The organism is Streptomyces sp. W16 (assembly GCF_033194735.1).
GTDB lineage: Bacteria > Actinomycetota > Actinomycetes > Streptomycetales > Streptomycetaceae > Streptomyces.
On sequence record NZ_JAWOAI010000043.1, the window covers coordinates 1 to 14,738 of the forward strand.

Below are 14,738 nucleotides of genomic sequence, written 5' to 3' on the forward strand. Positions count from 1 at the left end.
ATCGAGGTCTGCCCTGCCGTGTAAGCCCCCGGCATCGGGCCCTGCCCCGGCGCATACGCCCCCGGCGCCGCGCCCTGTCCTGCCGCATACGCCCCTGGCGCCGAACCCTGCCCGCCCGCATACGCCCCCGGCACCCCGCTCTGCCCCGCCGAATACACCCCCGGCACTCCGCCGCCCTGCCCAGGCACATACGGCCCCATTCCCGCCGTCGGCTGCCCGCTCAGGCCCTGTTCATCGGCCGGGCGGTATCCCGGAGGCATGCCCGTAGGCGACGGAGTGATCGGCTCGCCAGGGAGGGTTGTGCCGGGGTATTCGGGGCCGACCCCCGGAGGGAGCTGCGGGGGTGGGTCCTGGGGGACGCCCGGGAGGCGTTGGGTGAGGATGTCGTTGACCGTGCGGAGGGCCAGTTGTTTGGGGCCTTCCAGCTCCCAGTTCTCGGCTGTGTCGCCGTTCAGGAGTTGTTGGACCAGTTCCATCTGGGCCTGGATCATGCGGAGTTGGTCCTCCCGCATGCTGTTCATGACCATGTGGGAGTCCTCCGGGTGCTGGGCGAGGTGGAGTGCCCACTGGTGGACGCCGCCCTGTTGGAGGTGGAACTGGTAGAAATTGATCTTCTCTTCCTCCAACCGCTGGAGTTCCAGCTGCTGTTGGCCCGCGAGCAGCGCCTGCGCGTGCTGCCAGCGCTGCTGTTGGAGGAGCAGTTCCTGCTGGTGGGTGCCGTACTGCATGGCCCGGTCCAGTTGGAGCGAGTCGCTCTGGCGGTAGCGGCGGTCGACCTCGACGTCGATGTCCATGCCGCGCTGCGCCGCCCGGATCTGCTCGTCGGCGGAGTGCTCGATGGCTTGCTTGCGCAGCTCGTGCTCGATGTTGGCCTCGTCGCGCTTCAGCCGTAGCGTCCAGGTGACCTGGAGTCCGGCGGGGGCGCCGAGCGGGCCGAGCAGGTTCATCCGCTCCAGCAGCTCCACCTCGGCCGACGCGCTGTCGGCGATGGCGAACCGGCGAGTCACCGGGCGGGCGGCCTGCTGGAGTTCGCTCAACACCAGGCCCGGTACGTCCCGGTGGCCGCTGGCCACGAACCGGACCGGGTCGAGGACCTGCCAGGACAGGTCGACCGCGGCCGTGAACTCGAACGCGTCGTTGTCGCTGGGCAGCGCGAGGTCACAGGTGTGCGGATGCACGCCCATGTCCACCTCGTACACGGCCGTGTAGCGGTTCGCCGCGATGTCCCCGCGGGTCGGCCGCTGCGGCGGGAGGTACGCGACGTAGCCGCCCTTGCCGGTGGCGAAGACCAGGGCGTGGTCGATACGGACGTAGGACTTGAGGTTGAACTCGAAGCGCGACAGTTGCCGCACGGTGAGGACGGGGTCGATGATCTCGGTGTGCCGGTCGGCCGGTTGCTGCCACTCGGGCTGGCGGAAGGTGGGCATGGGCGTGTCTCCTCGGACGTACCACCCGGCGTGCGCGGGGCGTTCCGACGTGGGTCAGCGGATGGGAAGCGTGGTCAGCAGTCGGGCCGCCACCAGGGGCGGCGGTTTTCCGTCCTCGCCGGACATGGTGCGCAGCAGGTGGCTGAGCCGCTGGTGGTCCTCGGGCGTGGCCACCAGTGCCGGGAGCAGCGCGGCGAGCGCCCACTCGGTGGCCGTGGCGCGGTCGGCGATCAGCACCCACGCCTTCAGCACGTCCAGCGCGGGCCGGGTGGTGCGCAGATCGGCCAGCGCGGCCCGCCAGAGGTGGGGGATGCCGTACGACGAGGCGCTGCCCGCGGCCACCGCGCGGGCGTACCAGTCGAGGACCAGCGGCATGCCGTAGCGCTCGTCGCCCTCGGTGCGCCCGCAGGCGTTGACGAAGCCGGCGAGGGTGAGGTCGCGGACGGCGCGGTCGTCGTCGAGGTGCTGCCGCAGCTCGGAGAGGACCCGTTCCTCGGCCGAGGAGAGCAGCAACAGCCCTACGGCTTCGGCGAGTTCACGCCCGATCTCGTGGTCCAGGTCCTTGCGGTCGTCGTCGGCGTACAGGTCCTGGTCGTTGTCGTAGAGCCGGCGTACCGCCTTGCGCAGCGCGGCGAGTGCCTGCTCGGGGCGTTCCGAGCCGATCAGGCCGTACGACCGGACGCCCACCCAGCGGCGGCGCTCGTCGTCGCCCTCGCACCAGTCGTCGAGGATGCGCGGGATGTTGGGGGTGTCGATGAGGTGGGCGAGGGTGAGGGAGTTGACGGCGACCAGGCGGTGCCGGAACAGCTTGGAGGTGGCCCACACCTCGATGACCAGGGCCATCGCGGAGGGCAGGTCGGTGCGGGCCAGGATCGCGACGGTGGACGCGGCGCGGGTGCGGACCAGCGGGCGGCCGTCGTCGGCGAGCCGGCGCAGCCAGTTGATGAGCGCCGGGCGGGCCGAGGGATGGCCGGTCCACAGCTCGCGCAGCAGCACCAGCGAGGCCCGCTCGTCCAGGAACCTGGCCTTCTGCTGGGCGACCGGGCCCCACTCGGTGTGCTCGTCCTCCTCGTACCGCGTGGCGCGGGCGAGTTGGAGGCGCTTGCCGATGTGGGTGCCGAAGACGGGGACCTCGGGGACGCGGGTGGGGTTCTCGGTCTCCTGGAGGAACCGGTAGAGCAGGTCGCTCAGTTCGGCGGTGAGGGCGTACGGGCCGCCGTCGAAGGCGGCGAGCGCGACCAGGAACGCCTTGTCCCGCAGATGGATCGCGCGCTCGTCCTCCTCGAACCACTCCTGGACCTGGCTCTCCAGCGAGATCAGCGAGAACTGGGCAATCGCGTCCGCGGCCACCTCACCGGCCGCGTACCGGCCCAACTGCGCGGCGAACGCGGCGACTTCGCGCAACTGGTGGTCGTGTTCGAGGAACGCCACCACGTCCGGCAGGTCCAGCAGCTTGGCGGCGGTCGCCTCGTCCGTGCGGGTCCGCACATGCGCGCCGAGGACCTCGGCCGCGCTCGGTGGCCGCCACTCGACCTTCGGCACGTCCTCCAGTACGGCGGTGGGGCCGACGGTGATGACCAGATAGGCGTCCTGCTCGACGAGCCGCTCCTTCGCGGCGAGCAGATGCGGTTCGCACAGCGGGCGGTCGCGGCGGGTGGCGAGGTCGCTGACGAGGTAGCCGCGGGCCTTGTCCTCGGCGCTGGACCCGTCGGCGAGGGAGGCCGGGCTGGTGTCGCGCATCAGGGTGCGGACGGGGTCGGCGTCCAGCCGGTGCAGCAGCATCAGGGCGGCGGTGTGGCGGCCGGTGAAGCGGGCGCCGGACAGGACCAGGACCCGGTCGGCGCGGAGGCGTTCGAGCAGTCCGGCCATGTACTCCTCGTCGGCGACGAAGGTCTCGGCCAGGCGTTCCAGGACGATCCGCGGGACCTCGCCGGAGGCGGAGGCGGGCGCGGACAGGCCGGGTATCGCGTAGTGGATCTCCGTCTTGCTGCCCATGATGACGTCGCCGGTGACCCGGCCGCCGCTGACGCCGTGCTGGTCGTGGCCGACCAGGCCGCCGCCGAAGCGGGAGCGGTCGCCGACGTTCATGCTGCGCGGGCTGTGGTCGATCAGGTCCCGCCGGGCCGCCCAGGCGGTCTGCGGCTGGTCGCGTTCCTCCGCGTCGTCACCACCGCCCTGTGGGGTGTCGTCGGCGGCCTGGTCGCCCTGCTTCGCGTCACCGGAACCCTTGGCGCCCTTGGCGCCTTTCTGGTCCTTCGCGCCCTTCTGGTCCCTGGGGTTCTGGTCCTTCGGGTCGGACGTGCCGCCGGACGCCGCTCTCGGCTTCTCCGGCTCCTCCTGGTCGCTCATGCGCCGTCTCCCCGCTCCTGGCCGCCGAGGTGGACGTCCCCGGTGACCTGGCCGCCGCTGACGCCGTGCTGGTCGTGGCCGACCAGGCTGCCGCCGAAGGACGGCGAACCGCCGTTGAAGTTGAAGACGACACCCGGCGCCGGGGCTCCCCGTGTTCCGTCCGGCGCCGGGCGGCTCTCCGGTGATCCGCCCTGCGGCGGAACCCGTTCCTCGTGGGCGTCCGGCGCGGGGGCGTCCGCAGCCGGGGCCTGTGATGCGGGGTCCTGCGGTGCGGAGGCCCCGGGCGCAGGGCGGTCCCCCGATCCGCCCTGCGCCTCCCCCTTCCCCGCGTCACCGTGGTTCTCGTCGGCCACCCCTTCGGGCACCGGTCCGTGCAGCCACGCCCCCAGCGGGCCGTTCTTGCTCGCCACCGTCACCTGGTGGAAGTCGTCGGCCGGGATGCCCGGGTGGTCGTGGCGGACGACTCCCGCGTACAGGGCGTCCGAGACGCACAGCGCGAAGTCGGCGGCGCGCTCGCGCAGGGCGGCGAGCAGGACGTCCGCGTCCAGCAGCCGGCAGGCGTGGTTGAGGTCGGAGCCGACCCAGCCGTCGTGCTGGTCCACGGCGACGTAACCGGTGGCGACGACACCGCGCAGCCGGATCTGCGCGGACCGGGACGCCATGCGGTTGACCGCCTTCAGCCGGATCGGCACCTCCGTGAGCAGGGCCCGCAGCAGCGCCGTGACGGGAGCGCTCGCGTCGATCAGCTCCATCACCGAGTCGCCGCGGTCGGCCCGCAGCCGCCGGGTCTCGTCGATGCCCGCGCTCTCCAGCGTGCGGTCGGTGATGTCGTAGAGCATGCGGCGCAGATAGGCCTGTTCCACGTCGTCCCGGTCGCTGTACCTCTCGATGTCCAGCAACAGGATCGTGCGGCTCACGGGGTCGCTCATGGTCGCCTTTCGCGGGGGCGTGCTTGTGCAGATTGCGCGGGGGCGTGCTTGTCCAGAGCAGCAGCGTGAGGCTGACGGGACCTCAGCGGTGAGGGAGGATGACGCACTTGGACTGTGAAGGTGTTCACAGTCCCGGTCCGGCCCTAGTCCTCCAGGGGCCCCGGCGGCGACGGGATTCCCGCGGTCGGGCCCGCGGCGGCTATGCGGCGCAGGATGTCCGGGCGCATGATCAGCATCGCGCGGCGGCCGGTGGACACGGCTCCCTTGTCCCGTAACTCCTTCAGCAGGCGCTGCACCATCTCCCGGGACGCCCCGACCGACCCCGCCAGCTCCTGCTTGCTGAGGGGCACGGCCAGTTCGATGCCCTCCGGAGTGCGGCGGCCGTGGGTGCGGATCAGGTCCAGGAGCAGCACGGCGAACCGTTCCCGCACGCTCATCGACGCGAACTCCAGCCGGCGCCGGTCGGCCGCGCGGGTGCGGTCCGTGGTGAGACCGAGGAGGGCGAAGGAGACGGCGGGCGAGCGGTTGAGGAAGTCCTTGAAGTGGCCGCGCTCCACCGCCACCGCCCGCACCGGTTCCAGCGCGGTCACTGTCGCCGACCGCGGGCGTCCGGTCAGCGCGGCCGACTCGCCGACGATGTCGCCGGGGCCGCGCAGCGCGAGCAGGGCCTCGTAGCCGTTGGCGGCCGAGGCGGTGACCTTGGTCCAGCCGTACACGAGGAAGAGCACGTGCGCGGAGGGTTCGTGCTGGCGGACCAGGACCATCCGGGCGGTGAAGTCCAGCGCGCGTCCCAGGCCCAGCAGCGCCGAGCGGTCCTCGCCCTCCAGCCGGGCCAGGAACGGCACCTGGTCGTCCAGCCCCCCGTCGTCCGGCGTGTACGCCGGTATCCCCGTTGTCATTTACATCCCCCGAATTCCGACAGTGGGTCGATCAACGTACTGAAAGCACGGAGTCGCGGAGAGTGAAAGTGCGGAAACCGGCCACTGGCGGAAGCGAGTACGTCAACATGCCGGTTCCCGCCACCGGGGCCGGTGCCGCCGGGGAGGTACCGGGTGGGGAACCGGTGCCGTTTTCGGCGCGTTGGAGCATCATGGAGGCATTCGGTCTCCGGCGCCGGGGGGTGTTTCTGTGTCGTACCCGACACCGTGGCAGGGGCAAGGACCGCAGCAGCCGTGGCAGGGGCACAACGGGGCGTCGATGCTGGCGGCGACCGCCGACCGCGAGCGGGCCGTGGACGTGCTCCGGGCGGGCTTCGCCGAGGGGCGGCTGCGGGAGGACGAGCTGGAGAAGCGGGTCGCGCGGGCCTACGACGCCCGTACGATCGGCGAGTTGATGCTGCTGGTCGCCGATCTGCCCCAGGGTCCGCAGACGACGGTCGTCCAGGTGCCGCCGCCCGGTTTCCGGCCGGTGCCGCCGACCTTCCTGCCGGCTCCGCTGCCGCCGACCAACGGCAAGGCGGTCGGCGCGCTGGTCTGCGGTCTCCTGATCGTGCCGACGCTGGGCCTGACCGGCATCCCCGCGGTGATCCTCGGCCACACCGCCCGCGCGGAGATACAGCGGACCGACCAGGTCGGTGACGGGCTGGCGCTGACCGGGCTGGTCTTCGGCTGGCTCGCGGTGAGCGCCTGGACCCTGTTCCTCCTGCTGGTGATCGTGGCCGGCGTGAGCTCCGCCTGACCCCTCCGTACCGTAGATTCGAAGATCGCGGAGGGGGCGCGGCTTCGGCATGTCCCGTGCCGAGCCGTGGGTGACACCCATTTGTTTTGACCGCAGCGAATGAGGTAGGTACGCTCAGACCTTGTGCCTGGGGTGTGCCCTGGCTCCCGTGCGTGCCTTGAACCGCACTAAGGGAGCCGACACCGGCCACCGCGATCCGCGCCCCTTTTGCTCACCGGCGAAAGTCTGCGCGATCCGACACACCCGACCGCGTGGGTCGGCGACGTTCCAGGTTAGCTTCACCATCGGCACACAGAAACCGGAGAAGTAGTGCCTACGATCCAGCAGCTGGTCCGGAAGGGCCGGCAGGACAAGGTCGAGAAGAACAAGACGCCCGCACTCGAGGGTTCGCCCCAGCGTCGTGGCGTCTGCACGCGTGTGTTCACGACCACCCCGAAGAAGCCGAACTCGGCCCTGCGTAAGGTCGCGCGTGTGCGTCTGACCAGCGGGATCGAAGTCACCGCTTACATTCCGGGTGAGGGACACAACCTGCAGGAGCACTCCATCGTGCTCGTGCGTGGCGGTCGTGTGAAGGACCTGCCCGGTGTTCGCTACAAGATCATCCGCGGTTCGCTCGACACCCAGGGTGTCAAGAACCGCAAGCAGGCCCGCAGCCGCTACGGCGCCAAGAAGGAGAAGTAGAAAATGCCTCGTAAGGGCCCCGCCCCGAAGCGCCCGGTCATCATCGACCCGGTCTACGGTTCTCCTCTTGTCACCTCCCTGATCAACAAGGTGCTGCTGAACGGCAAGCGCTCCACCGCCGAGCGCATCGTGTACGGCGCCATGGAGGGCCTGCGCGAGAAGACCAGCAACGACCCGGTCATCACGCTGAAGCGCGCGCTGGAGAACATCAAGCCCACGCTTGAGGTCAAGTCCCGCCGAGTCGGCGGTGCGACGTACCAGGTCCCGATCGAGGTCAAGCCCGGTCGCGCCAACACGCTCGCGCTGCGCTGGCTGGTCGGTTACTCCCGCGCCCGTCGCGAGAAGACCATGACCGAGCGTCTGCTCAACGAGCTTCTGGACGCTTCGAACGGCCTCGGTGCGGCCGTCAAGAAGCGCGAGGACACCCACAAGATGGCCGAGTCCAACAAGGCCTTCGCGCACTACCGCTGGTAGTCGCTACCCACGACGAGACCGAGAGAAGACCGAAGCCTTATGGCTACCACTTCACTTGACCTGGCCAGGGTCCGCAACATCGGGATCATGGCTCACATCGACGCGGGTAAGACGACCACCACTGAGCGGATCCTCTTCTACACCGGCGTCAGCTACAAGATCGGTGAAGTCCACGACGGCGCTGCCACCATGGACTGGATGGAGCAGGAGCAGGAGCGTGGCATCACGATCACCTCTGCTGCCACCACCTGTCACTGGCCGCTTGAGGACGACGACTACACGATCAACATCATCGACACCCCCGGGCACGTCGACTTCACCGTCGAGGTGGAGCGTTCGCTCCGCGTCCTCGACGGCGCCGTCACCGTGTTCGACGGCGTCGCCGGTGTCGAGCCGCAGTCCGAGACGGTGTGGCGTCAGGCCGACCGTTACGGCGTGCCGCGCATCTGCTTCGTGAACAAGCTCGACCGGACCGGCGCGGAGTTCCACCGCTGCGTCGACATGATCCAGGACCGCCTCGGTGCGGTCCCGCTGATCATGCAGCTTCCGATCGGTGCCGAGATGGACTTCAAGGGCGTTGTGGACCTGGTCCGCATGAAGGCGCTCGTGTGGTCCGCCGAGGCCGCCAAGGGCGAGATGTACGACGTCGTCGACATCCCGGCCACGCACGCCGAGGCCGCCGAGGAGTACCGCGGCAAGCTCGTCGAGGCCGTCGCGGAGAACGACGACGAGATCATGGAGCTGTTCCTGGAGGGCCAGGAGCCCACCGAGGAGCAGCTGTACGCCGCGATCCGTCGCGTCACCATCGCGTCCGGCAAGTCCAACGGCATCACGGTCACCCCGGTGTTCTGTGGCACCGCGTTCAAGAACAAGGGCGTCCAGCCCCTGCTCGACGCGGTCGTGCGCTACCTGCCGACCCCCCTGGACGTCGAGGCCATCGAAGGCCACGACGTCAAGGACCCCGAGGTCGTCGTCAAGCGCAAGCCGTCCGTGGACGAGCCGCTGTCCGCGCTCGCGTTCAAGATCATGAGCGACCCGCACCTGGGCAAGCTCACCTTCGTCCGGGTCTACTCGGGCCGCCTGGAGACTGGCACCGCGGTGCTGAACTCCGTCAAGGGCAAGAAGGAGCGCATCGGCAAGATCTACCGCATGCACGCGAACAAGCGTGAGGAGATCGAGGCGGTGGGCGCCGGCGACATCGTCGCCGTGATGGGCCTGAAGCAGACCACCACCGGTGAGACGCTGTGCGACGACAAGAACCCGGTGATCCTGGAGTCCATGGACTTCCCGGCGCCGGTCATTCAGGTCGCCATCGAGCCCAAGTCCAAGGGTGACCAGGAGAAGCTGGGTATTGCCATCCAGCGTCTCGCGGAGGAGGACCCCTCCTTCCACGTTCACTCGGACGAGGAGACGGGCCAGACCATCCTCGGCGGTATGGGCGAGCTGCACCTTGAGGTGCTGGTCGACCGTATGAAGCGCGAGTTCAAGGTCGAGGCCAACGTCGGCAAGCCGCAGGTCGCGTACCGTGAGACGATCCGTAAGGCCGTCGAGCGCGTGGACTACACCCACAAGAAGCAGACCGGTGGTACCGGTCAGTTCGCCAAGGTGCAGATCGCGATCGAGCCGATCACCGAGTCCGACGGCCCGGCGTACGAGTTCGTGAACAAGGTCACCGGTGGCCGTATCCCGCGGGAGTACATCCCGTCGGTGGACGCCGGTGCGCAGGAGGCCATGCAGTTCGGCATCCTCGCCGGGTACGAGATGACGGGCGTCCGCGTCACGCTTCTCGACGGTGCCTACCACGAGGTCGACTCCTCCGAGCTCGCGTTCAAGATCGCCGGTTCGCAGGCGTTCAAGGAGGCCGCCCGCAAGGCGTCTCCCGTGCTCCTTGAGCCGATGATGGCCGTCGAGGTCACCACGCCCGAGGACTACATGGGTGAGGTCATCGGCGACATCAACTCCCGCCGTGGTCAGATCCAGGCCATGGAGGAGCGTGCCGGTGCCCGCGTCGTGAAGGGCCTCGTGCCCCTCTCGGAGATGTTCGGCTACGTCGGCGACCTCCGCAGCAAGACCTCGGGTCGCGCAAGCTACTCGATGCAGTTCGACTCCTACGCCGAGGTTCCCCGGAACGTCGCCGAGGAGATCATCGCGAAGGCCAAGGGCGAGTAACACACACCGTTTGCACGCTTTAGGCTTGACACCGACCGCCGGGGCTCACCCGGGAGGGCAGACCCCGGCGGGCGGCATCCCAGCAAAGATCACCTGGCGCCGATGAGTAAGGCGTACCAGAACCACTCCGCAGGAGGACCCCAGTGGCGAAGGCAAAGTTCGAGCGGACTAAGCCGCACGTCAACATCGGCACCATCGGTCACATCGACCACGGTAAGACGACCCTCACGGCCGCCATTACCAAGGTGCTGCACGACGCGTACCCGGACCTGAACGAGGCCTCGGCCTTCGACCAGATCGACAAGGCTCCTGAGGAGCGCCAGCGCGGTATCACGATCTCGATCGCGCACGTCGAGTACCAGACCGAGACGCGTCACTACGCCCACGTCGACTGCCCCGGTCACGCGGACTACATCAAGAACATGATCACGGGTGCGGCGCAGATGGACGGCGCCATCCTCGTGGTCGCGGCCACCGACGGCCCGATGCCGCAGACCAAGGAGCACGTGCTCCTGGCCCGCCAGGTCGGCGTTCCGTACATCGTCGTCGCCCTGAACAAGGCCGACATGGTGGACGACGAGGAGATCCTGGAGCTCGTAGAGCTTGAGGTCCGTGAGCTCCTCTCCGAGTACGAGTTCCCGGGCGACGACCTGCCGGTCGTCAAGGTCTCGGCGCTCAAGGCTCTTGAGGGCGACAAGGAGTGGGGCCAGACGGTCCTCGACCTGATGGCCGCCGTCGACGAGTCGATCCCGACCCCCGAGCGTGACGTCGACAAGCCGTTCCTCATGCCCGTCGAGGACGTCTTCACGATCACCGGTCGCGGTACGGTCGTCACCGGCCGTATCGAGCGTGGTGTCCTGAAGGTCAACGAGACCGTTGACATCATCGGCATCAAGCAGGAGAAGACCACCACCACGGTCACCGGCATCGAGATGTTCCGCAAGCTGCTCGACGAGGGCCAGGCCGGTGAGAACGTCGGTCTCCTCCTCCGTGGCATCAAGCGCGAGGACGTCGAGCGCGGCCAGGTCATCATCAAGCCCGGCTCGGTCACCCCGCACACGGAGTTCGAGGCCCAGGCGTACATCCTGTCCAAGGACGAGGGTGGCCGTCACACGCCGTTCTTCAACAACTACCGTCCCCAGTTCTACTTCCGCACCACGGACGTGACCGGCGTCGTGACCCTCCCCGAGGGCACCGAGATGGTCATGCCGGGCGACAACACTGAGATGACCGTTACGCTCATCCAGCCCGTCGCCATGGAAGAGGGCCTGAAGTTCGCCATCCGTGAGGGTGGCCGCACGGTGGGCGCCGGCCAGGTCATCAAGATCAACAAGTAGTTCTGATCTGATCTGGTAGCAGTTTCCAGAGGGGCCCGTACGACTTCGGTCGTACGGGCCCCTTTGCTGTCGTGGGGCCGCTGTTACGAAAGTATTCGGCGCGTACGACCCGTTGTCCCCTCCCTCCACTCGTCCCACCATTTGTCATGCCACTGAGCAAATCTGCTTGGGAGGGATGGGCCATGGGTGAACGCGTGAGCCGAAGAGCCGTTCTGGGGGCGGGACTTGCCGCGGTGCCGGTGCTGTCCTCGGGGGTCCCGCGGCCCCTGGACGCGGGGGCGTACATCTCCTTCTCGCGTACGACGGGTGCCTTCCCTCTGGTCGGCGCCCCGGTCGTGGTGGATCCTGACGATCACCCCGGAGTCGTACGGGTAGCAGGGGACTTGAGGGATGACATCGAACGCGTCACCGGTGTACGCCCCGGCAGCGCGCTCGCGCGTGAGCGTGAGGTGGTACTGGTCGGCACGATCGGTCGCAGCGCGCTGATCGACGGTTTGGTGGCCGCCGGGCAACTGGACGTGTCCGAGGTGCGGGGCAGGTGGGAGACCTCGCTGCAGACGGTGGTCGAGCGCCCGATGCCGGGCGTGGACCGGGCGTTCGTCGTGGCGGGGAGCGACCCGCGCGGCACGATCTTCGGTGCGTACGACGTGTCGTACGGCATCGGGGTCTCGCCCTGGCACTGGTGGGACGACGTACCGCCGACGCGGCGCGACGAGGTGTGGGTGCTGCCGGGGCGCTACTCGCAGGGCACGCCGGCGGTGAAGTACCGGGGCTTCTTCATCAACGACGAGAACCCGGCGCTGGGGACCTGGGCACCGGCGTACTTCGGGCCGGGCAAGGCGCCGGGGTATCCGGGCGGCTTCACCGCGGACTTCTACGCCCGGGTCTTCGAGGTGCTGCTGCGGCTGAAGGGGAACTACCTCTGGCCGGCGGTGTGGGGGCGGGCCTTCGCGGAGGACGACCCGGAGAACCACCGGCGGGCGTCGGAGTACGGGATTGTCATGGGCACGTCGCACGAGGCGCCCATGATGCGCGGCATCGAGGAGTGGAACCGGCACGCGGTGGCCGCGGTCCGGGACTCCTCCGGTGTGATCGTGACGCCCGGACATGATCCGTACGGCGGGACGGGCGAGTGGTCGTACCGGCTCAACTCCCCGGCGATACGCGCCTATTGGCGGGCCGGCGTGCAACGCATGGTCGACCAGGGCTTCGAGGGAGTCATCACGCTCGGCATGCGCGGGAACGGCGACACGAGCCTGCCCGACGGCGACGGCATCGAGCTGATGCAGGAGATCGTCGCGGCCCAGCGGCAGATCATCGAGGAGGTGACGGGCCGCCCGGTGGCGGAAACCCCGCAGGTGTGGACGCTGTACAAGGAGGTCCAGCGGTACTGGGACCGGGGGTTGAGGGCGCCGGACGACGTCACGGTCGTGCTGACGGACGACAACTGGGGGAACATTCGCAAGCATCCGGAGCAGGGGGAGGGGGAGGGGGAGGGGGAGCGGGCCGGGGGCTTCGGGCTGTACTACCACTTCGATTACGTGGGCGCCGGACGGAACTACAAGTGGGTGGACACGGCGAACCTGCGGAACGTGTGGGAGCAGTTGCACGCGGCGTACGCCTACGGGAACCGCAGGTTGTGGGTCGCGAACGTGGGCGATCTGAAGGGCAACGAGCTGCCGACCGAGTTCTTCCTCAACTACGCCTGGAATCCGGAGGGTTGGGATCTCGCGCGCTTGGGTGAGTGGGAACTGCGCTACGCGCGGCAGAACTTCGGGGCGGCGGAGGCCCGGGCCATTTCCGAAGTCCTGGCGGAGTACGGGCAGTTGCAGGCCCGCCGCAAGCCGGAGTTGCTGAACCGGCGGATCACTCTCGTCGACGGACAGGTGGTCTACGACGATCAGCGGACGCCGTTCGCCTTCGGGCACCGGGAGTTGGAACGGGTCACGGAGGAGTGGCGGGAGCTGGGGCGACGGGCCGAGCGGATCGGGCGGCGGTTGCCGGGGGGTGGGGTGCGGGACGCATGGTTCGAACTTGTCGGGTACGGGGTGGTGGCGACCGCCAACCTGTACGGGCTCCGGTGGGCCGAGTTCACGAACCTGCTGTACGCGGCGCAGGGCCGGGCCGCGACGAACGACCTCGCGGACGCGGCGGAGGCGGCCCTCGCGCGGGACTTCGCCCTGGCCGACCGCTTCAACTCGGCGGTGGCGGGCGGGAAATGGCGCGGTTTCCAGACGCAGCCGCACATCGACTACGGGGATGTGGAGCGGTACGGGCCCAATGCCGGGTGGCAGCAGCCGGAGAGGGACAACGTGGCGTTGGCGGATGTGTTGTTTCCGGCGGTGCGGCGGATTGAGGTGGGGGAGGGGGCGGAGTTGGGGGTGGCGGTGGATGGCTCGGAGATGGGGGAGTGGTGGCCGGGGGGTGCGTCGGGGAGTGCGTCGGGGGTGGCGGCCGTACTTCCTGCCTTCAGTCCGTATCAGACGCGGTCGCAGCAGTACGTCGAGGTGTTCAACCGGGGGCGTACGGCCTTCGATTACCGGATTGAGGTGTCGGTGCCGTGGTTGGTGGTGGATCGGCCGCGGGGGCGGGTCGAGCAGCAGGTGCGGGTGGAGGTGGGGGTGGACTGGGCGCGGGTGCCGGGGGGTTCTGGGGCGCGGGGGTCGTTGACGGTGCACGGGGCGGGGGAGTCGGTCACTGTCTCGTGCGTGGCGGAGACGCCGTCGGGGCGGGGGCTGCGGGGGTTCGTGGAGGCGGGCGGCTACGTGGCGATCGACGCGGAGCACTACGACCGCGCGGTCGGCGGGTGGCGTCGTATCGACGGCATCGGGCGTACCGGGGCGGGGATGACACCGTGGCCGGTGACGCTGCCCCGGCAGACGCCGGGTGGGGAGGGCTCGCCGCGACTGGAGTACGAGGTGAGCCTGATGTCGGCGGCTTCCGGGGCTTCCGGGGCTTCCGGGGGTGAGGTGACGGTGTGGGCGTATCTGTCACCTCGTAACCCTGCGTTGCCGACGGGCGGTCTGCGCTACGGCGTCTCCCTCGACGACGGGCCGATCGAGACCGTCGACATCAACGCCGGTGCTGATGACGGGCTGTTGAACGCGGTGTGGGCCCGCAACACCTCCGACAACGTCAACGCGACGGCGACGAAACACTCCGTGACGAAGGCAGGGGTCCACCGGTTGAAGTTCTGGATGGTGGACCCGACGGTGGTGCTGCAGCGGCTCGTGATCGACACGGGGGGTCTGCCGACGCTGTATCTGGGGCCGTTGGAGAGCCGGCGGGTGTAGTTCCACCTATCACGAGGTTCCGAAGAAGATTTGCGGGACTCCCATCGATCCCGCTCTCACTCGACTGCTCGTGGGACGACACGACGACGGACCTTATGTAGCTGGCGACGGGCGCCGGGTCGATCTCACGTGTCAGGGCACCTCGGGCTATCAACCTCGGTTACAAGTCGATCGTGGGTACCGACGGAGCCATCTCGATCGCCAAGTGCAAGACCAAAGGTGGCGACTACTTCCCCCTCCAAATCCCCCCAATCAGCCTCATGGATCACACCCACCGCAAGGACATCGAGAAGTTCATGCGTGCCTACTTCCCGGCCACTCTCAAGACCCTGGGATGCAAGTGAGGGCAAGAGGCCCCCGGGCCTGAGTACTCGTGCTCATGTGCCGCCCCGCGCCCTGCAG

Annotated in this window: 11 protein-coding genes; 7 read left to right on the forward strand and 4 right to left on the reverse strand. The window is 68.9% G+C overall.

The features are described 5' to 3' along the window. The 4 genes from R6V09_RS08485 to R6V09_RS08500 form a co-directional block, all read right to left on the reverse strand. Positions 1 to 1,427, reverse strand: a 1,427-nt coding sequence (locus R6V09_RS08485) for a hypothetical protein (RefSeq protein WP_317880740.1), incomplete at its 3' end; no start/stop codon positions are given. A gap of 54 nt (positions 1,428 to 1,481) precedes the next feature. Continuing rightward, positions 1,482 to 3,776 carry a hypothetical protein gene (locus R6V09_RS08490; RefSeq protein WP_317880741.1) on the reverse strand — a complete coding sequence of 765 codons (2,295 nt, stop codon included), beginning with the start codon at positions 3,774 to 3,776 and terminating at the stop codon, positions 1,482 to 1,484. Next, complete coding sequence (locus R6V09_RS08495; protein ID WP_317880742.1) at positions 3,773 to 4,705, reverse strand: hypothetical protein; 933 nt, start codon at positions 4,703 to 4,705, stop codon at positions 3,773 to 3,775. Before R6V09_RS08495 ends, R6V09_RS08490 begins: the two co-directional genes overlap by 4 nt. A gap of 143 nt (positions 4,706 to 4,848) precedes the next feature. Next, positions 4,849 to 5,604: a Crp/Fnr family transcriptional regulator gene (locus tag R6V09_RS08500; RefSeq protein WP_317880743.1), complete on the reverse strand. Its 756-nt coding sequence runs from the start codon at positions 5,602 to 5,604 to the stop codon at positions 4,849 to 4,851. A 229-nt stretch (positions 5,605 to 5,833) separates the two neighbouring features. Here R6V09_RS08500 and R6V09_RS08505 point away from each other — a divergent pair, with 229 nt between their 5' ends. The 7 genes from R6V09_RS08505 to R6V09_RS08535 all read left to right on the forward strand — a co-directional run bounded on the left by R6V09_RS08505 (position 5,834) and on the right by R6V09_RS08535 (position 14,680). Continuing rightward, complete coding sequence (locus tag R6V09_RS08505; protein ID WP_317880744.1) at positions 5,834 to 6,382, forward strand: DUF1707 and DUF4190 domain-containing protein; 549 nt, start codon at positions 5,834 to 5,836, stop codon at positions 6,380 to 6,382. Between the two features lie 309 nt (positions 6,383 to 6,691). Further along, a complete protein-coding gene (gene rpsL / locus R6V09_RS08510) occupies positions 6,692 to 7,063 on the forward strand; it encodes a 30S ribosomal protein S12 (RefSeq protein ID WP_003948652.1) in 372 nt (123 codons plus the stop codon). Between the two features lie 3 nt (positions 7,064 to 7,066). Continuing rightward, positions 7,067 to 7,537, forward strand: a complete 471-nt coding sequence (gene rpsG, locus R6V09_RS08515; RefSeq protein WP_005481264.1) for a 30S ribosomal protein S7 — start codon at positions 7,067 to 7,069, stop codon at positions 7,535 to 7,537. Between the two features lie 39 nt (positions 7,538 to 7,576). After that, a complete protein-coding gene (fusA, locus tag R6V09_RS08520; protein WP_317880745.1) occupies positions 7,577 to 9,706 on the forward strand; it encodes an elongation factor G in 2,130 nt (709 codons plus the stop codon). A 143-nt stretch (positions 9,707 to 9,849) separates the two neighbouring features. Next, a complete protein-coding gene (gene tuf, locus R6V09_RS08525; protein WP_317880746.1) occupies positions 9,850 to 11,043 on the forward strand; it encodes an elongation factor Tu in 1,194 nt (397 codons plus the stop codon). 182 nt (positions 11,044 to 11,225) lie between these two features. Continuing rightward, the gene (locus tag R6V09_RS08530) at positions 11,226 to 14,336 is read left to right on the forward strand and encodes a glycosyl hydrolase 115 family protein (RefSeq protein WP_317880747.1); all 3,111 of its coding nucleotides are present in this window, start codon (positions 11,226 to 11,228) and stop codon (positions 14,334 to 14,336) included. Between the two features lie 173 nt (positions 14,337 to 14,509). Next, complete coding sequence (locus tag R6V09_RS08535; RefSeq protein WP_317880748.1) at positions 14,510 to 14,680, forward strand: hypothetical protein; 171 nt, start codon at positions 14,510 to 14,512, stop codon at positions 14,678 to 14,680. Positions 14,681 to 14,738 lie beyond the last annotated feature (58 nt).

What these genes read in the sequence shown, in the direction of transcription:
- R6V09_RS08490 (WP_317880741.1), bottom strand. Translation starts at nt 3,776, where the DNA reads ATGAGCGACCAGGAGGAGCCGGAGAAGCCGAGAGCGGCGTCCGGCGGC.
- R6V09_RS08495 (WP_317880742.1), bottom strand. Translation starts at nt 4,705, where the DNA reads ATGAGCGACCCCGTGAGCCGCACGATCCTGTTGCTGGACATCGAGAGG.
- R6V09_RS08500 (WP_317880743.1), bottom strand. Translation starts at nt 5,604, where the DNA reads ATGACAACGGGGATACCGGCGTACACGCCGGACGACGGGGGGCTGGAC.
- rpsG (WP_005481264.1), top strand. Translation starts at nt 7,067, where the DNA reads ATGCCTCGTAAGGGCCCCGCCCCGAAGCGCCCGGTCATCATCGACCCG.
- fusA (WP_317880745.1), top strand. Translation starts at nt 7,577, where the DNA reads ATGGCTACCACTTCACTTGACCTGGCCAGGGTCCGCAACATCGGGATC.
- R6V09_RS08530 (WP_317880747.1), top strand. Translation starts at nt 11,226, where the DNA reads ATGGGTGAACGCGTGAGCCGAAGAGCCGTTCTGGGGGCGGGACTTGCC.